The following is a 16,034-nucleotide window of genomic DNA, read 5'->3' on the forward strand; positions in this document are numbered from 1 at the left end:
CTCCGGATTGCAGGGGGCGGGCGGCTCAGCTCCGCTCCGTTTCGGCAGGCGCAGAGGTGCTCGCGCCGGTCAGCGCGGCACGGGCGAAGCGGATCAGCGCGGCCAGCGCATCGGGCCCCATGCCCGGGTCGCGCTCATCGGGGCCGAGGCGCGTGCGCGGCGGGGGGCCCAGCGCGGCACCGGCGAGAAAGCGCAGGCGCCAGCGCAATTCAATCCGGCTCAGACCGGGCAGATAAGGCATGAGCAGATTCGCGAAGCGGTGCGCCACCGCGCTCATCGTATCGACCAGCTGTGCGGCGGTTTCCCCTTCGCCATGGGCGGCAATCTCGTCCAGCACCACCAGCGCGCGGCCGGAAGGAGTGAAGCAGGCGGGGGCGAGCAGGGGCGCGAGCCAGCGGGCCAGCAGCGTATCGAGCGGGTCAGCCCCGGTCGGGATGGGATCTTCCAGACAGGCCCAGGCTTCCAGCATCGGGCCCATATTGTGATCGCGCAGATTGGCCAGCAGCATTGCCACCGTGCCGAAGTGATAGGTGATTAGGGTGGGGTTGAGGCCGGACACATCGCCCACGCGGCGCATGGTGAGCGCCAGCACGCCTTCCTCGATCAGCACACGTTCAGCCGCTTCCAGCAGCCTGGTTCTTGTATCGGCCTGCATGTCCCTCTCCAGCGGCACTCTCCGTACCGTCTACACCCTTGCGCAGATTGGACAGATCGGCGAGTTATGCAAATGAATAAACGACAGGGCTGCGCGGCGGCCCGCGTGGGAGAGATGTGGAATATGGCAAGCATGGCAGACACGCCCGTCCGCACCGATATGGATGAAGACAGCGCCCGGCAGACCCGCGCACTGATCCGGTTTGTCGATCCGGGCGATTTCGTCACGCGTCGCTATGTCAGCAGCGGCAAGGAAATGAATACCGGGACTTATTCCGACCATGAGGTCACCCTGCGGGACGGCATGCCGATCCGCGATCACTTCAAGCTGGATGTCCACGGTTTCATGCTGGGCAAGAACCCCAGCGCCGTGCGGGACTTTCACGACAAGGCGCAGGTCGATGCATTGTATGAGCGCGAGGTGGAAGAACACATCCGGCAGCTGACCGGCGCGAGCAAGGTTTTCGCGCGTGGATGGATGATCCGCACTTCCGCCGATCTTTCGCAGCGCGCGCAGGAGAAAGTGGAAGGCTATGCCCATACGGGCGGCATCCAGCCCCCGGCGGGTGAAGCCCATGTCGATCTGAACGAGGCGACCGCGCGGCGCATGGCGGAAATGACCTATGCCCAGAAATGTCCGGACGGGCCGGGCTTCAAGCGCTTCCTGATCAGTTCCTACTGGCGTACATTTTCACCCCCGCCGCAGGACGTGCCGCTGGCCGTATGTGACGGACGCACCAGCTTCGGCGGCGAGGAAAAGTCCAACACCCTGTTCATCGTGGATGATTTCCCGAGCGAGGAAGAGGCGGTGAAGCCTGTTCCCGGCGAGGAAGGGATGATGGCGGCCAGCATATTTTCCCACAATCCCGATATGCGTTGGTGGTATTTCTCCAACATGCAGGCCGACGATGTGCTGTTCTTCAAATTCTACGACAGCGATCATTCCGTCACCTGGCGCAGCCCGCATACCGCCTTCCGGGATTCGAGCTTTGCGGATGCGAATATCCGGGAAAGCATCGAATGCCGCAGCGTGGCTTTCTGGGAGTGAGCGCCACAACCGGCATGAAGGGCTTATACTTCACTTGGCGTTCAGCCGGGCGCTGGTTATAGGCGAGCTCATGCTGTTGAACCGACGCCCTCTTCGCCTCACTGCCCGGCCGCTCATTCTGGCCGGTGCCGCCATTGCCATCGCGCTTACCGGCGGCTGCGCCAGAGGCGGTGGACAGAAGGATACGGCTTATGTCGCGCGCGATGTGGAGACGCTTTACGGCGCCGCCCGCGCCCGGCTCGATCGGGGCGACGTGAAGATCGCAGCCGCCCTGTTCGACGAAGTGGAGCGCCAGCATCCCTATTCGCCCTGGGCCCGCCGTGCCCAGCTGATGAGCGCCTTCAGCTATTATGTCGGGCGCGAATACAACCAGTCGATCCAGTCGGCGCAGCGTTTCCTGTCGATTCACCCCGGCAACAAGGATGCGCCTTACGCCTATTACCTCATCGCCCTTTGCTATTACGAGCAGATCAGCGATGTGCAGCGCGATCAGGGCATTACTCGCCAGGCGCAGACCGCGCTTGAGGAAGTGAATCGCCGTTTCCCGCGCACGGAATATGCCGCCGATGCCCGCCTGAAGCTCGATCTGGTGAACGATCACCTTGCCGGCAAGGAAATGGAAATCGGCCGCTTCTACGAGAAAACCGGCAAATGGCTGGCCGCCCAGCTGCACTTCCAGAATGTCGTGGAAAAATACCAGACTACCAGCCACACGCCCGAGGCGCTCTATCGTCTGACCGAGACCAGCCTTGCACTGGGCGTTCCGGAAGAGGCCAAGCGCTATTCCGCCGTGCTGGGGGCCAATTATCCCGGTTCCAAATGGTATGACCGGGCCTTCCGCCTGATGGATCGCAACGCCCCCTGGACTACGCAGGATCTTGCCGGCAGCTGATCGGATCATTTCCGAGCTGTTTGTAAATCCTCTTGAAAGCGGTGACGCGGGCTTCTCCTTTCGCTAGAACGTAAGGCGAACCATGCTCACCGCGCTCAACATACGCAACATCGTCCTGATAGAAGGGCTGGAGCTTGCCTTCGGCCCCGGCCTTGGCGTGCTTACGGGCGAGACGGGGGCGGGCAAGTCGATCCTGCTCGATGCGCTTGGGCTGGTGCTGGGCAATCGCGCCGAATCCTCGCTCGTCCGCGCGGGAGAGGATAGCGCCAGCGTGGTCGCTACCTTCGAGTTCGGCCAGATTCCTCCTGCGATTGCAGGAGCCCTTGCCGAAGCGGAAGTGGAGGTGGAACCGGGCGAGCCGTTGATTCTGCGGCGTAGCCTGAAGGCCGATGGCGGATCGAGGGCGCATATCAACGATCAGCCAGTGGGCGTTGCGCTGCTGCGCGAGATTGCGCCAGCTCTGGTGGAAATCCACGGCCAGCATGATGATCGTGGTCTGGTGAACCCGCGCGGCCACCGCACGCTGCTGGATCGCTTCGCGCGTGCGGATGCGGCGGGCGTGGCGGATGCCTGGCAGCATTGGCGCGCCGCCGAGGAAAAGCTGGCCGAAGCACGGGAAACCATCGAGCAGGCCCGCGCCGAACAGGATTTGCTGCTCGCCCATCTGGAGGAACTGGCCGCTTTGCAACCGGTGGAGGGCGAGGAAGAACGCCTGGCCGAGGCACGCAGCACCATGCAGAAGGGCGAGAAGCTGGCTGGCGATCTGGAAGAACTGCGCCATGTGTGGGACGGTTCGGACAGTGCGCTTGCCTCGCTGCGTTCTGCCGCCCGGCGGCTTGACCGGATCGCACAGGAACACCCTCTGCTGGCGGAGGCTCTGGCCGCGCTGGACCGCGCCGTGATCGAGGCGGGGGAGGCCGAGGAGAAGATCGAGGCTGCCGCAGAGGCGCTGATATTCGATCCTGCCGAGCTTGACCGGATCGAGACGCGCCTGTTCGACCTGCGCGGCCTTGCCCGCAAGCACCGCTGCGAGGTGGACGATCTGCCTGAAAAGATGCGCTCCTTCCGCGCGGCGCTCGACGCGATCGAGGCGGGGGACGAGGCCATTGCCGGGCTTGAGGCCGCCGCGCGCGAAGCTGCCGAACTATATCGCCAGCGCGCCGCCGCCTTGCATGACCTGCGCGCATCCGCCGCTGTGCAGCTGGACGAGGCAGTGGCGCGGGAACTCGCTCCGCTCAAGCTTGATGCTGCGAAGTTCCGCACGGCGGTAACCCAATTGCCGGAAGATCGCTGGGGGCCCTCCGGCATGGATAATGTGGAATTCCTGATTTCCACCAATCCCGGCGCTGACTTCGCGCCGCTCGCCAAGATCGCCTCGGGCGGCGAATTGTCGCGCTTCATCCTCGCGCTGAAGGTCGCGCTGGCGGAGCAGGGCGGGGCGGCGACCGTTATCTTCGACGAGATCGACCGGGGTGTGGGCGGCGCGGTGGCCAGCGCCATTGGCGAACGCCTGGCCCGGCTTGCCAATGGCGAGAGCGGCGGGCAATTGCTGGCCGTCACCCACAGCCCCCAAGTCGCCGCGCGCGGGGGCATGCACTACAAGATCGCCAAATCCTCCGAAGGCACGGTAACTCGCACCGGCGTGGTTCTGCTCGATGCCGCCGGCCGTCAGGAGGAAATCGCCCGCATGCTGTCGGGCGCGGAAATCACCAGCGAAGCGAGAGCCCAGGCGGATCGGTTGCTGGAGGGGGTGTGATGGCCGAAAAAGATGCCAAAGTCTCTACTAGCATTGGTTGGTTGCTTGGGGGCTGGGCGGCTGTCGTCTGCCTGTTAATTGTAAGTGTGCCGCTAGGAATTTTCCTGTTTTTCGGTCTATTGTTTTGCGATGCCCCGGGCGCTCCATGCGGCGGATTTCTTTTGTTTGGGTTGCTTGCTTTTTTTGCATTTTCAGCGGGTTTATTCTTCGTTATCCGTGGATTATTGCGGCGCCATTTTGCTTGGCATTTGAGAGCCTTGGCGTTCGGAATGGCAGCTTCGGTTATGGGTTGCTTCATTTGGGTATATCTCGAAATACTTGAGCAAGCCGTATGACTCTTGATTTCGCCGAAGCCGAGGTCGCGAACGAACTGATGCGCCTCGCCAAGCAGATCGCGCATCATAACCGACTGTATCACGCGGAGGATTCGCCGGAGATTTCCGACGCCGAATTCGATGCGCTGATCCGCCGTAACAACGAGTTGGAGGCGGCGTTTCCTCACCTTGTGCGGCCGGACAGCCCATCGCGTCTGGTCGGCTCGGCAGTGGCATCCTCACCGCTGGCAAAGGTGCGGCATGAAGTGCGCCTGTTCAGCCTCGACAATGCCTTTTCAGATGAGGAACTGGAGGAATTCGTCGCCCGTGTGAAACGGTTCCTCAACCACCCTGCGGACGAGCCGCTGGAATTGACCGCGGAAGACAAGATCGACGGGCTTTCCTGTTCGCTGCGTTACGAGGAGGGCCGCCTTGTGCGTGCCGCCACGCGCGGCGATGGCGAGGTGGGGGAGGATGTTACCGCCAATGTTCGCCACATCGCCGACATCCCTGAAACGCTGCAAGGGAAGGCGCCTGCCGTGTTCGAGATACGCGGCGAGGTCTATATGGAGAAGCAGGCCTTCGCCGCGCTGAATGCTGCGCAGGAAGAGGCTGGCGGCAAGATTTTCGCCAATCCGCGTAATGCTGCGGCCGGGTCGCTGCGGCAGAAGGATGCCAGCGTCACTGCAAAGCGCCCCTTGCGCTTCCTTGCCTGGGGGTGGGGCGATGCCTCTGAGGTTCCGGGCGAGACGCAGTGGGACGTGATGCAGCAGATTGCCGCATGGGGCCTGCCGGTTTCCCCCTTGCTCGGCCGGCACAGCGATATGGCCGAATTGCTCCAGCATTATCGCCACATCGAGGCCGAGCGGGCGGAACTGCCTTATGACATCGATGGGGTGGTCTATAAGGTCAACCGGCTGGACCTGCAGCAGCGGCTCGGCTTCGTCGCCAAGGCGCCGCGTTGGGCCATTGCGCGCAAGTTTCCCGCCGAACAGGCCCAGACCACGCTGGAAGCCATCGATATTCAGGTAGGCCGTACCGGCAAGCTGACCCCGGTTGGGCGGCTCACTCCGGTCACCGTCGGCGGTGTGGTGGTCTCCAACGTCACGCTCCACAATCGGGACGAGATCGCGCGGCTGGGTGTGCGGCCGGGTGACCGGGTGGTGATCCAGCGGGCAGGGGATGTGATCCCGCAAGTTGTGGAAAACCTCACTCGCGATGAACCGCGCGAGCCCTATCATTTCCCCGATCACTGCCCCGAATGCGGCAGCGAAGCGCTGGCGGAAGAGGGCGAAGTGGATGTGCGCTGCACCGGGGGGCTGATTTGTCCCGCCCAGCGGACCGAGCGGCTCAAGCACTTCGTCAGCCGCGCGGCTCTGGACATTGACGGGCTGGGCGAGAAGACGATCGACGAGTTCTTCGCGCTTGGCTGGCTGGAAAGCCCGGCAGACATCTTCCGCCTGAGGAAACGTCGCAGCGAGATTGTCGGGCGGGAAGGCTGGCAGGACAAGTCTGTGGACAATCTGTTGGCAGCGGTGGAAAACCGCCGCTCGCCAGATGCCGCGCGCCTGCTGTTCGGCCTTGGCATCCGCCATGTCGGCGCGGTGACGGCGCGCGACCTGATGAAGCGTTTCGTCACACTTCCGGCCCTGCGGGAAGCGGCAGAGAATGCCTATGCCGGAGATGAGGAAGCCAGATCGGAGCTGCTGTCCATCGACGGGGTCGGCCCCGTGGTTGTGGAGGCACTGGGGGAATTTTTCCACGAACCGCACAATCGCGAGGTGTGGGACGATCTCCTCGGCGAGCTTTCGCCGCCCGATTACGTGGTGGAAACGAAGGATTCCGCCGTTGCGGGCAAGACGGTGGTGTTCACCGGCAAGCTCGAAACCATGAGCCGCGACGAGGCGAAGGCGCAGGCCGAACGGCTGGGCGCACGCGCTGCCGGATCGGTGAGCGCCAAGACGGACCTGGTGGTCTATGGCCCCGGCGCGGGATCGAAGCTGAAAAAGGCGGCTGAACTGGGGATCGAGGCAATCGATGAAGCCGCCTGGGCGGAGATCGTGAAGGCGGCGGGGTAGAAGACAAGTTCGTCATGGCGAGCATAGCGAAGCAAGCGGCCGGGCGCGTTGCGCTGTGGATTGCTTCGCCGCTACGCTCCTCGCAATGACGAGAGAGGGGGAGGGGGATTAGCATGGCGGGAAGGGTGCTGGCGGATGATCCCGCCTTCGAGGCGGCGACGTATCGCAAGGTCGCCATGCGGCTCGTGCCCTTGCTGTTCCTCGGCTATTTTGTGGCCATTCTAGACCGGGTGAATGTCGGCTTCGCCAAGCTCCAGATGGCGAGCGATCTGGAGCTTGGCGATGCGGTCTATGGCTTTGGTGCCGGGATTTTCTTCATCGGCTATTTCTTCTTCGAATTGCCGTCCAACCTGATCCTCGCCCGCGTGGGCGCGCGGCGCTGGATCGCGCGGATCATGATTACCTGGGGCGCGATCTCCGCCGGATTCATGTTCCTCGGCCATTTGCGCTGGGGGCCGCTGGCGGGGGCATTTGGGCTGAGCGATGCGGAGTTCAGCTTCTATCTGTTGCGCTTCATACTCGGGCTGGCGGAGGCGGGGTTCTTCCCCGGCGTGATCCTCTATCTCACTTTCTGGTTCCCGGCCGCCCGCCGGGCCCATGTGGTGGCACTGTTCCTTGTGGCCATTCCGCTGGCGAGCGCGCTGGGCGCGCCGGTGTCGGGCGCGATTCTGCAATTTTTCGATGGCACTTCCGGGATGCGGGGCTGGCAATGGCTGTTTCTGCTGGAAGGCATTCCTTCGGTGCTGGTCGGGCTGATCGTGCTGGCCCGCCTGCCTGACCGGCCCGCCGATGCCCGCTGGCTGAGTGGGCAGGAACGCGCATTGGTAGAAGGGCGCCTTGCGGAAGACGAGGCGCGCAAGGCCGATCACGGCCAGCGCCACGCCCTGCGCGAAGTCTTCACCGACTGGCGCATCTGGGCGCTGGCGCTGGCGGATTTCCTGCGCGCGATCATCAATAATGCGCTCAATTTCTGGATGCCCACGCTGGTGCAGGAAATCGGGATCGACAAAGGCGATTATTTCCGCGTGGGCTTGGTTACGGCGATCCCCTGGAGCCTCGCTGCAATCGCGATGGTGCTGTGCGCGCGCCATTCGGATCGCACGGGGGAGCGGCGCTGGCACGCCACCGGGGCGCTGCTCGTCTCCATGGTGGGGCTGCTGATGCTCGCCTTCGCGCAAGGGGCGCCGCTTGTGACGGTAACGGCGCTGACCATGATCGCGGCAGGTGCAATGGCGTGGCTGGCTGTGTTCTGGACTTTGCCGACCGCCTTTCTCTCAGGCGCAGCGGCCGCCGGGGGCATCGCGTGGATCAACGCTCTCTCGCAGCTTGGCGGTTATGTCGGGCCGGATATGCTGGGCCGCATTCGTGAGAGCAACAACGGCAATGGTGCGGATGCATTCCTGCTGATGGCACTCGCCGCGCTGGTGGCTGCATGGCTGACATGGCTGCTGGCAGGCGCGCGGAAGAAGCAGACGGTCTGAGCCTTCTCTGCGGCAGGAACGCGAAACCAATCGGCGCCGATCTCGTTCAAACAGCACGGCTGAAGGAGACCGATAATGGAACTGCATCGCGGGCGGTTGATCGACCATATCCAGCTGGTGGTTGCCGATCTTGAGGCAAGCCGCCGTTTCTATGAAGCCATTTTCAAGGTGATGAAGGTGCCGGTGGAAAGCAATTCGCCGGATCATTTCTGGGCCGATGAATTATTCGTCTCCAAGCCCGATGGCCCGGAAGCGGAAGGCGTGCTGACCGGGCGCCACCACCTCGCATTCCAGGCTGCGGATCGCCAGATGGTGGACGATTTTTACGCCGCCGGGATTGCCGCAGGGGGTAAGGATAATGGCGCCCCCGGAGAACGGGCCAGATACCATCCCGGCTATTACGCGGCCTTCCTGATCGATCCCGACGGCAACAATATCGAGGCTGTCTATCATGGCGAGGCACGCCGCAGCGCGCCGTCCGTCCGGCTGACCTTCGAGATGCCAGCTATATAAAGGCAGGCGCGCCGGTAATCCTTCTTACCAGCGGCGAGACCAATCGGGCATCCTGCCCGGCCGTGCGGCCCGGACATTCACCCCGGCGCGTTTCCTCAGCCACAGGATCGACCAATCGCCATTCACCATGCGTGCGGCAAGCCGGAAGCCGGCCAGGCGACAGGCGCGGCGCACGGCACCTTCCTGCGTGGTGAGCAGCCCGGCCAGCAGCATATGCCCGCCCGGAACCACCGCACGGGCAAAATCGGGTGCCAGTTCAACCAGCGGCCCGGCGAGAATATTGGCGATCAGCAAATCATAGGGCCCGCGCGCGGCCAGCAGCGGATCGGCCATGCCATCGGCAATCACCATCGTCAGCTCGCCCCGGCGTGCGCCCATGGAAATCTGGTTCAGCTCGCAATTGTCTTCCACCACGCCCGCGCAGACCGGATCGATGTCGCTGGCGGTAGCAAGGGCGCGCGGCCACAGCTCCAGCCCGGCAAAGGCGAGCAGCCCGGTGCCGGTGCCGATATCGGCCAGATTGCGCACTTCCACTCCGCGCGCCTTCATCGCGGTGAGCATGGCGAGGCATCCGGCGGTGGTCGCATGCTGGCCGGTGCCGAAGGCCTGACTGGCGGGGACGATGAAATCGGTGACGCCCGGCTCCGTGCTGGCCGGAAACTCCGGCGTGCGCACGTGGAAGCGGCCAGCCCGGATCGGCTCGACCCCTTCCTGGCTCAGGGCGACCCAGTCGGCATCCGGCAGCTTTTCTACGGTCAGTTCCGGCGCGCCTTCAGCGAACAGGGCCTTTACCGCAGCCTTGTCGGTGGCGGTGGGCTTGTGGGGATACCAGGCCTCCAGCACCCAATCGTCGGGCTTGTCTTCCGCGATCTCGCAGCCGGACAGGACAACCTCGGGATTCCAGTCCCACGCATCCTCATGCGCTACAAGCGCGGCCTGCACGGCTTCCTTGGGGGCGAAGGCACTGATCTTCCAATTCATTCCGGTTTGTTCTTTTCGCTTTCAAGCCTTTTGGCGAACCTCGCCCGGGCGTCCGGCGCATAGGAGCGGCAGGTGGCCTTGTCTTCCATCTTCCCGCTCGCAAGGCGTTCGCGCATCGCGCTGGCAGAAGGATGAGGGGTAATCAAGATGTCACAGGGCAGGGCGGCGATTGCGTCCAGCCCGCGCCAGACATTGGCGACATAATCCGGATGATCGGTGAAGCGGTAGTCGTCGGCGGAAATGGTGGTCGCGCTGTCGGCATAAGCGATGGTCTTGCAGGCAGTGCCCTCGCAGGATTGCCACGTCCAGCTGGAAGAGCCTGGCGAATGGGCGGGCGTGGCGTGGACTGTCAGCACATTGGCGCCCAGTTTCACAGTATCGCCATCGTTCAGGACCCGGTCGACGCGGATCTTGGGGAATTCGGCATCGCCCTGCGGATCGATGGGGTTGTGGTGCCCGCTCTCGAAGGCATCCTTCGCGCTGGCAAGGGCCGCCACCCTGGCGCCGGTGAGTTGCTGCATTTCGGCCACGCCGCCCACATGGTCCCAATGTTCGTGGCTGGAGACGATCCATTTCACATCGGAAAGCTGGAAGCCCAGGCGGCGGATATTCTCCGCCACCAGCTTTGCGGCTTCCTGCGTGCCGACATCCACCAGCACCAGCCCTTCTGGATCGATCACCAGCAGCGAGTTAAGGCCGCAGGTGCCTACGCCATAAGTGTTGCCGTAAATGTGGAAGGGCGGGGCGGGATCGTTCCATTCCTCCTTGCCTTCGCATTGGTCGAGAAAAGCGGAAACCGGGGCATCCGCCACTTTAACTGCGGCAAGTGGCCGGGCGTCGGGCGCCTGGGCATCGGCGGGCAGAGCGCAAGCCGCGGTAAGCGCCAGCACGGCGGTGGGAAGAGCGATCTTCATGGAATGGTCAACCTGCCTTGATGATGTCAGCGGACGTAGCTTGCGCCATTGGCGTCGATCACGGCGCCCGTCATGCTTGGCGGGGCGTCCAGTGCACAGAATGCGGCGATTGCCGCGATCTCTTCCGGCTCGGCCACGCGGCCCAGCGGAATATCCGCCAACAGGCCCGGGCCTCCCCGGGTCGAGAGATAATCTCCGGCCATGGCCGTATCGGTGAAACCCGGCGCGATGGCGAAGCTCAATATGCCTTGCGCGGCATAGGCGCGGGCGATGGTCTTATGCAGGGCCAGCATCCCGCCCTTGGAGGCGGCATAGTGCCAGTGATCGGGCGAGTCGCCGCGATGTCCCGCGCGGCTGGCGATATGGACGAGTCGCCCCTGCGTTTCGTCATCCTGCCCCCGTTCCAGCCAGTGCTTCACGGCATAGCGGGAAAGCTGGGCAGCGGCGGTGAGATTGATCCGCAGCGTATCTTCCCAGCGGTCCAGCCATTCTATGTCTGACAGGTCGATTGGGGCAGGCTCGAAAATGCCGGCATTGTTGACCAGCACGTCGATCCGCCCTCCGGCGCGGGCCAGCGCGTCTTCCCACAGGTTTTGCGGGCCCAGCGGATCGGCCAGATCCGCGGGAATCGTGTCATCCATGTAATCCCGGCTGGCATGGCACAATACCCGGGCGCCCCGCGCCTGCAGGAGTTCCACTATCGCGGCGCCGATGCCGCGGCTGGAGCCGGTGACGAGGATGACGGGTTCGCTCATGCCTTCTCCTTACCGGGGGACAATGCCGCCGCCGCCGGGCAGAGTCGAGGCATGGATTTCATCGCGGTTTCTGTGGCTCTGCCGCTTGCCACGGCGGGCACAATCGCTAAGGGGATGCGCAGGCTTTGCGCCGTTCGCGGCGCGGCCCATCAGTGTCGCTGACTTACCGCATCAGGAAGATACATGGCCGAACGTCCGCTCTCGCCGCATCTCGGTGTCTATAAATGGGGCCCGCATATGCTGGTCTCGATCCTCCACCGCGTGACGGGCGATGGCTTCGCCATAGTCGGCCTTGGCGTGCTGCTCTGGTGGCTCGGCGCCCTGGCCAGCGGGCCGGAAGCCTATGCGACCTTCGCCGAGCTTGCGACCTCGCCGGTGGGGTATGTCGTGCTGGTGGGCATCAGCTGGGCCTTCTTCAATCACCTCAGTTCCGGCATCCGTCATTTCGTGATGGATATCGGCGCGGGTTACGAGCTTGAAGGGAACCGCGCGGGTTCGCTGCTTTCGCTCGCCTCGGGTGTGATTCTCACTGCTGCCTTCTGGGCGGCCATCGTGCTTCTCTAAGGGAAAGCGGATCATGGGTAACGGAACTTCGATCGGGCGGGTACGGGGCCTCGGCTCCTCGCATGAAGGCGCGCATCACTGGCTTGCCCAGCGCTATACCGCGATCGGCAATCTTTTCCTCGGCGTCTGGCTGGTCACCTCGATCGTACTGCTGCCGGATCTGGAAATGGGCACGGTGGCAAGCTGGCTGTCCAAGCCGCTGCCCGGCACTGCCATGATCCTGCTGGTGGTCAGCACCTTCTATCACGCGCGGCTGGGGCTGCAGGTCGTGATAGAGGATTACGTGCATGACGATGGCAACAAGTTCGCCGCTCTTGCTGCGCTGAACCTTGCCGCCATTGCCGGCAGTGTGTTCGCGATTTTCTGCATCCTCAAGGTAGCGCTGGGAGGTGCCGCCTGATGGCCGACGCAGCTTACAAGATCATCGACCATACTTATGACGTTGTGGTCGTCGGCGCGGGCGGTTCGGGCCTGCGTGCCACGATGGGCGCGGCAGAGGCCGGCCTGCGCACCGCCTGTATCACCAAGGTGTTCCCCACCCGCAGCCATACCGTGGCCGCGCAAGGCGGCATTGCCGCCTCGCTGGGTAACAATACGCCCGATCACTGGACCTGGCACATGTACGACACCGTGAAGGGGTCGGACTGGCTGGGGGACCAGGACGCCATCGAATATATGGTCCGTGAAGCGCCCCAGGCAGTTTACGAGCTGGAGCACGCAGGCGTGCCTTTCAGCCGCAACGCTGATGGCACGATCTATCAGCGTCCCTTCGGCGGCCATATGCAGAATATGGGCGAAGGCCCGCCGGTGCAGCGCACCTGCGCGGCTGCGGATCGCACCGGCCATGCCATGCTGCATGCGCTCTACCAGCAGAGCCTGAAATACGACGCGGATTTCTTCATCGAATATTTCGCGATCGATCTGATCATGGAAAACGGCCAGTGCCGGGGCGTGATCGCCATGTGCATGGATGACGGTTCGATCCACCGCTTCCGCTCCCATGCCGTGGTCCTCGCCACTGGCGGTTACGGCCGCTGCTATTACACCGCCACTTCGGCCCATACCTGCACCGGCGATGGTGGCGGCATGGTGCTGCGCGCCGGCCTGCCGCTGCAGGACATGGAATTCGTGCAGTTCCACCCCACCGGCATTTACGGCGCAGGCGTGCTCATCACCGAAGGCGCCCGCGGGGAGGGTGGCTATCTCACCAATTCCGAGGGTGAGCGTTTCATGGAACGCTATGCCCCCTCGGCCAAGGATCTCGCCAGCCGCGACGTGGTCTCGCGTTCCATGGCGCTGGAAATCCGTGAAGGGCGCGGGGTTGGCCCGCATAAGGACCATATCTACCTGCACCTCGATCACATCGATCCAGCGGTGCTGGCGGAACGCCTGCCCGGCATCACCGAAAGCGGCAAGATCTTCGCGGGTGTGGACCTTACCCGCCAGCCGTTGCCCGTAGTGCCTACTGTCCATTACAATATGGGCGGCATCCCCTGTAATTATCACGGCGAAGTGGTAACCATCGGGGCAGACGGCAATCCGGAAACGGTAGTCCCCGGCCTGTTCGCGGTGGGCGAGGCAGCTTGCGTCTCGGTTCACGGTGCGAACCGCCTGGGTTCCAACTCGCTGATCGATCTTGTGGTGTTCGGCCGCGCGACCGGCCACCGCCTGAAGGAACTGGTCAAGCCCGGCACTGCGCATGACAGCCTGCCGAAAGACAGCGCGGATATGGCGCTGGGCCGTCTGGACCACTTCCGCAATGCCAAGGGCGGTTCCTCGACAGCGGAAATCCGCACCGAGATGCAGCGCGCCATGAGCCAGCACGCCGCCGTGTTCCGCACGGATGAGCTGATGGCCGAAGGCAAGGTGAAGCTGGCCGATACTTACAAGCGGATGGAAGACATCCACGTTACCGACCGTTCGCTGATCTGGAACTCTGACCTGATCGAGACGCTGGAACTGGACAACCTCATCGCCCAGGCGACGGTGACCATGCATTCCGCCTTCAACCGCAAGGAAAGCCGCGGCGCCCATGCGCATGAGGACTTCCCTGATCGGGACGACGCGAACTGGATGAAGCACACCGCGGCCTGGTTCGAAGGCTGGGGCGGCAAGGGCGGATCGGTGAAGCTCGATTACCGTCCGGTCCACGAATTCACGCTGACTGACGACGTGGAATACATCAAGCCGAAGAAGCGGGTGTATTAAGCACGGCGCGAATGGCGCAATGAAGAGGCCGGGGCGATTGCTCCGGCCTTTTTCGTTGGGGCGCTATTCGACCGCTTCCAGCCGCGCCAGGAAGGCCTTGCGGTTGGGGGTCAGGTCCGCCAGCCGATAGGTGTCCAGATGGGCAAGGAACGCATCCAGCGCGCCTGACAGCGCCGGTTTCAGCCCGCACACGCCATTCACGACGCAATCGGACGCGCCCAGTCCCAGGCAGCTGACGAAACCATCCAGCCGTTCGAACCGGCGGACCACATCGCCCACGATGATATCCTGCGGTTCCTGCGCCAGTTCCATCCCGCCATTGCGACCGCGTGTGGTGGTGATGAAGCCCTGCGCCTGCAGCTCCTGCGCCACCTTGGCGAGGTGATTGCGCGAAATGTCGAACTGGCGCGCCACATCGTCAACCGACAGGCGGCGCCCGGAGGCGGCGAGGGCCATCAGGATGCGCAGGGCATAATCGCTGTGAAGGCTTAACTGCATAAAATGGGTATTTCAGATATTGCTTTTCAGGGCAAGATGGATAAATAGGAATTATAAATACCTATTATGGAGTCGGCGATGACCGAAGCCTCGGTTCAGCAGAGTGGAGCAGTGCGGCAGGGCGAGGATTTCGTCCGTGCCGCGCGGGAAGACAAGCGCGCAAGGGCGGAGGCAATCGGCGTCGATGCCGATTACATCGCCAGCTTCGTGGACCGGTTCTACGCCCGCATCCGCAAGGATGATCTGCTCGGCCCGATCTTTGCCGAACGCATTGCCGATTGGGACGAGCATCTGGGGCGGATGAAGCGTTTCTGGCGTTCCATCCTGCACAATAGCGGCGAATTTTCGGGCAATCCCATGGTCAAGCACATGGCGATCCCGGGGCTGGATGCCTCCCACTTCGCCCATTGGCTGGACCTGTTCTACGCAACCCTGCGCGAGGACGAGCCCGATCCTGCTGCAACGCGGCTGGTTGGCGCCCGCGCGCGGATGATCGCCGACAGTCTACTCACCGGAATTGAAACGCAGCGCAACGGCCTTGTCGGGGCGCGAGCCGGAAAGGATCTGCCCCATGCCTGAGAAAACCGAACTCCCGGCCGATGCCCACGCACCCGCGCCTATCGGGCATAACCGGCCTGCGCGGCCTGAAGGCTTTCAACTGCCCGTGGCTATCTGGAAGACGATGTTCGCCTGTTACGGCGTGTTCTTCACCGGCCTTGCGCTGGCGAGTGGGGGCAGCGGCCCGGCGCGTCTGGTGCTGGCGGTCTCGGGCCTGTTCATCCTCACCTATTTCACCTGCGGCGCCATCCTTGCCCGGTTGGGCGGAAAGGACGCCACGCAGGTGGCACCCGGAAAGCCGCTCCAGACCATCTATGGCCCGATGAGCGCCGGGGCAGTGTGGGCGCAGGTGCTGACCGTGCCGATCGCACTGGCCTTCTTCGGCATGGCGATCGTGCTGATTGCCGCTTCGGCCGGATTGTGACCCGGGCTGCGACCATGGCATCGGATCAGAGGGCGGATCAGAGGGCGGATCAGGTGGCAGCCGGGCGGGCGAAGGTGCTGCCGGACGGGGCGGCGCCCTATCGCTCGCTCGGCCCTTTCGGACCTGCCGATCTCCCGACGGGCCTGCTGCGCACGCACAGGCTGGCAGAGGGCGTCTGGGGCCTTTTAAGGTTGCAGGCGGGCCGCGCCGTCTTCGTCTGGGAAGATGGCAGCGGTGAGCGGGAAGAGCTGGCCGCTCCGGCAGAACTGGTGGTGCCGCCACAGGTTCCGCATCATCTGGAAGTGGAGGGCGATTTCCGTATCGCGCTCACCTTCCATCGCTGACCTCGTCCCGGGGCCGCCGGTTTCCCCCAAACCGGATGGCTCAGAGGCGCCC

Annotated in this window: 18 protein-coding genes; 13 read left to right on the forward strand and 5 right to left on the reverse strand. The window is 63.7% G+C overall.

Translation table 11 applies throughout. The annotated features are described in order from the left end of the window. Positions 1 to 25: 25 nt before the first annotated feature. Complete coding sequence (locus H0274_RS03385) at positions 26 to 655, reverse strand: TetR/AcrR family transcriptional regulator (RefSeq protein ID WP_226792932.1); 630 nt, start codon at positions 653 to 655, stop codon at positions 26 to 28. A gap of 72 nt (positions 656 to 727) precedes the next feature. Between H0274_RS03385 and H0274_RS03390 the strand changes: the two genes are divergently transcribed. The 7 genes from H0274_RS03390 (at position 728) to H0274_RS03420 (ending at position 8,736) form a co-directional block, all read left to right on the forward strand. Next, entirely contained in the window at positions 728 to 1,702 is a 975-nt protein-coding gene (locus H0274_RS03390) for a CmcJ/NvfI family oxidoreductase (protein WP_226792933.1), read from the forward strand. A 70-nt stretch (positions 1,703 to 1,772) separates the two neighbouring features. After that, on the forward strand, positions 1,773 to 2,594 hold the full coding sequence (locus tag H0274_RS03395) for an outer membrane protein assembly factor BamD (protein ID WP_226792934.1): 822 nt from the start codon (positions 1,773 to 1,775) through the stop codon (positions 2,592 to 2,594). A gap of 82 nt (positions 2,595 to 2,676) precedes the next feature. Further along, positions 2,677 to 4,350: a DNA repair protein RecN gene (gene recN, locus H0274_RS03400; protein WP_226792935.1), complete on the forward strand. Its 1,674-nt coding sequence runs from the start codon at positions 2,677 to 2,679 to the stop codon at positions 4,348 to 4,350. Then, a complete protein-coding gene (locus H0274_RS03405; RefSeq protein WP_226792936.1) occupies positions 4,350 to 4,685 on the forward strand; it encodes a hypothetical protein in 336 nt (111 codons plus the stop codon). Before recN ends, H0274_RS03405 begins: the two co-directional genes overlap by 1 nt. Continuing rightward, complete coding sequence (gene ligA, locus H0274_RS03410) at positions 4,682 to 6,742, forward strand: NAD-dependent DNA ligase LigA (protein WP_226792937.1); 2,061 nt, start codon at positions 4,682 to 4,684, stop codon at positions 6,740 to 6,742. The genes H0274_RS03405 and ligA overlap by 4 nt, the downstream gene beginning before the upstream one ends. A gap of 113 nt (positions 6,743 to 6,855) precedes the next feature. Beyond that, the gene (locus H0274_RS03415) at positions 6,856 to 8,223 is read left to right on the forward strand and encodes an MFS transporter (protein ID WP_226792938.1); all 1,368 of its coding nucleotides are present in this window, start codon (positions 6,856 to 6,858) and stop codon (positions 8,221 to 8,223) included. A gap of 75 nt (positions 8,224 to 8,298) precedes the next feature. Continuing rightward, the gene (locus H0274_RS03420; RefSeq protein WP_226792939.1) at positions 8,299 to 8,736 is read left to right on the forward strand and encodes a VOC family protein; all 438 of its coding nucleotides are present in this window, start codon (positions 8,299 to 8,301) and stop codon (positions 8,734 to 8,736) included. Positions 8,737 to 8,760: 24 nt separating this feature from the next. Here the strand turns inward: H0274_RS03420 and H0274_RS03425 are convergent, their stop codons facing one another. Genes H0274_RS03425 through H0274_RS03435 form a run of 3 tightly spaced genes read right to left on the reverse strand, consistent with a single transcriptional unit; the run spans position 8,761 to position 11,386 of the window. Continuing rightward, positions 8,761 to 9,717, reverse strand: a complete 957-nt coding sequence (locus H0274_RS03425; RefSeq protein WP_226792940.1) for a 50S ribosomal protein L11 methyltransferase — start codon at positions 9,715 to 9,717, stop codon at positions 8,761 to 8,763. Next, positions 9,714 to 10,631 carry a subclass B3 metallo-beta-lactamase gene (gene bla, locus H0274_RS03430; protein WP_226792941.1) on the reverse strand — a complete coding sequence of 306 codons (918 nt, stop codon included), beginning with the start codon at positions 10,629 to 10,631 and terminating at the stop codon, positions 9,714 to 9,716. The genes H0274_RS03425 and bla overlap by 4 nt, the downstream gene beginning before the upstream one ends. Before the next feature lie 26 nt (positions 10,632 to 10,657). Next, positions 10,658 to 11,386, reverse strand: a complete 729-nt coding sequence (locus H0274_RS03435; protein ID WP_226792942.1) for an SDR family NAD(P)-dependent oxidoreductase — start codon at positions 11,384 to 11,386, stop codon at positions 10,658 to 10,660. Positions 11,387 to 11,569: 183 nt separating this feature from the next. On the opposite strand from H0274_RS03435, the gene sdhC reads away from it, so the two are divergent. The 3 genes from sdhC to sdhA are packed head-to-tail and all read left to right on the forward strand — an operon-like array spanning position 11,570 to position 14,158. Further along, positions 11,570 to 11,950 carry a succinate dehydrogenase, cytochrome b556 subunit gene (gene sdhC / locus H0274_RS03440; protein WP_226792943.1) on the forward strand — a complete coding sequence of 127 codons (381 nt, stop codon included), beginning with the start codon at positions 11,570 to 11,572 and terminating at the stop codon, positions 11,948 to 11,950. Between the two features lie 13 nt (positions 11,951 to 11,963). Next, entirely contained in the window at positions 11,964 to 12,350 is a 387-nt protein-coding gene (gene sdhD / locus H0274_RS03445; RefSeq protein WP_226792944.1) for a succinate dehydrogenase, hydrophobic membrane anchor protein, read from the forward strand. Further along, the gene (gene sdhA, locus H0274_RS03450) at positions 12,350 to 14,158 is read left to right on the forward strand and encodes a succinate dehydrogenase flavoprotein subunit (RefSeq protein WP_226792945.1); all 1,809 of its coding nucleotides are present in this window, start codon (positions 12,350 to 12,352) and stop codon (positions 14,156 to 14,158) included. Before sdhD ends, sdhA begins: the two co-directional genes overlap by 1 nt. Positions 14,159 to 14,221: 63 nt before the next feature. On the opposite strand, the gene H0274_RS03455 is transcribed toward sdhA, so the two are convergent. Continuing rightward, positions 14,222 to 14,656, reverse strand: a complete 435-nt coding sequence (locus tag H0274_RS03455; protein ID WP_226792946.1) for an RrF2 family transcriptional regulator — start codon at positions 14,654 to 14,656, stop codon at positions 14,222 to 14,224. A 78-nt stretch (positions 14,657 to 14,734) separates the two neighbouring features. Here H0274_RS03455 and H0274_RS03460 point away from each other — a divergent pair, with 78 nt between their 5' ends. The 3 genes from H0274_RS03460 to H0274_RS03470 are packed head-to-tail and all read left to right on the forward strand — an operon-like array spanning position 14,735 to position 15,982. Further along, positions 14,735 to 15,235, forward strand: coding sequence for a group III truncated hemoglobin (locus H0274_RS03460; RefSeq protein ID WP_226792947.1), 501 nt, complete (start codon positions 14,735 to 14,737; stop codon positions 15,233 to 15,235). Then, on the forward strand, positions 15,228 to 15,638 hold the full coding sequence (locus H0274_RS03465) for a hypothetical protein (RefSeq protein WP_226792948.1): 411 nt from the start codon (positions 15,228 to 15,230) through the stop codon (positions 15,636 to 15,638). Before H0274_RS03460 ends, H0274_RS03465 begins: the two co-directional genes overlap by 8 nt. A 14-nt stretch (positions 15,639 to 15,652) precedes the next feature. Continuing rightward, the gene (locus H0274_RS03470) at positions 15,653 to 15,982 is read left to right on the forward strand and encodes a DUF1971 domain-containing protein (RefSeq protein ID WP_226792949.1); all 330 of its coding nucleotides are present in this window, start codon (positions 15,653 to 15,655) and stop codon (positions 15,980 to 15,982) included. Positions 15,983 to 16,034 lie beyond the last annotated feature (52 nt).

The organism is Fulverythrobacter ferritrahens, assembly GCF_020539485.1.
Taxonomy (GTDB): domain Bacteria; phylum Pseudomonadota; class Alphaproteobacteria; order Sphingomonadales; family Sphingomonadaceae; genus Andeanibacterium; species Andeanibacterium ferritrahens.

Excerpts from the sequence above, each read along its gene's own strand:
- bla (WP_226792941.1), bottom strand. The coding sequence starts at position 10,631 with ATGAAGATCGCTCTTCCCACCGCCGTGCTGGCGCTTACCGCGGCTTGC.
- H0274_RS03455 (WP_226792946.1), bottom strand. The coding sequence starts at position 14,656 with ATGCAGTTAAGCCTTCACAGCGATTATGCCCTGCGCATCCTGATGGCC.
- recN (WP_226792935.1), top strand. The coding sequence starts at position 2,677 with ATGCTCACCGCGCTCAACATACGCAACATCGTCCTGATAGAAGGGCTG.
- H0274_RS03465 (WP_226792948.1), top strand. The coding sequence starts at position 15,228 with ATGCCTGAGAAAACCGAACTCCCGGCCGATGCCCACGCACCCGCGCCT.
- H0274_RS03395 (WP_226792934.1), top strand. The coding sequence starts at position 1,773 with ATGCTGTTGAACCGACGCCCTCTTCGCCTCACTGCCCGGCCGCTCATT.
- sdhD (WP_226792944.1), top strand. The coding sequence starts at position 11,964 with ATGGGTAACGGAACTTCGATCGGGCGGGTACGGGGCCTCGGCTCCTCG.
- H0274_RS03425 (WP_226792940.1), bottom strand. The coding sequence starts at position 9,717 with ATGAATTGGAAGATCAGTGCCTTCGCCCCCAAGGAAGCCGTGCAGGCC.
- H0274_RS03470 (WP_226792949.1), top strand. The coding sequence starts at position 15,653 with ATGGCATCGGATCAGAGGGCGGATCAGAGGGCGGATCAGGTGGCAGCC.
- ligA (WP_226792937.1), top strand. The coding sequence starts at position 4,682 with ATGACTCTTGATTTCGCCGAAGCCGAGGTCGCGAACGAACTGATGCGC.
- H0274_RS03415 (WP_226792938.1), top strand. The coding sequence starts at position 6,856 with ATGGCGGGAAGGGTGCTGGCGGATGATCCCGCCTTCGAGGCGGCGACG.
- H0274_RS03390 (WP_226792933.1), top strand. The coding sequence starts at position 728 with ATGAATAAACGACAGGGCTGCGCGGCGGCCCGCGTGGGAGAGATGTGG.
- H0274_RS03460 (WP_226792947.1), top strand. The coding sequence starts at position 14,735 with ATGACCGAAGCCTCGGTTCAGCAGAGTGGAGCAGTGCGGCAGGGCGAG.
- H0274_RS03405 (WP_226792936.1), top strand. The coding sequence starts at position 4,350 with ATGGCCGAAAAAGATGCCAAAGTCTCTACTAGCATTGGTTGGTTGCTT.
- H0274_RS03420 (WP_226792939.1), top strand. The coding sequence starts at position 8,299 with ATGGAACTGCATCGCGGGCGGTTGATCGACCATATCCAGCTGGTGGTT.
- H0274_RS03435 (WP_226792942.1), bottom strand. The coding sequence starts at position 11,386 with ATGAGCGAACCCGTCATCCTCGTCACCGGCTCCAGCCGCGGCATCGGC.
- H0274_RS03385 (WP_226792932.1), bottom strand. The coding sequence starts at position 655 with ATGCAGGCCGATACAAGAACCAGGCTGCTGGAAGCGGCTGAACGTGTG.
- sdhA (WP_226792945.1), top strand. The coding sequence starts at position 12,350 with ATGGCCGACGCAGCTTACAAGATCATCGACCATACTTATGACGTTGTG.
- sdhC (WP_226792943.1), top strand. The coding sequence starts at position 11,570 with ATGGCCGAACGTCCGCTCTCGCCGCATCTCGGTGTCTATAAATGGGGC.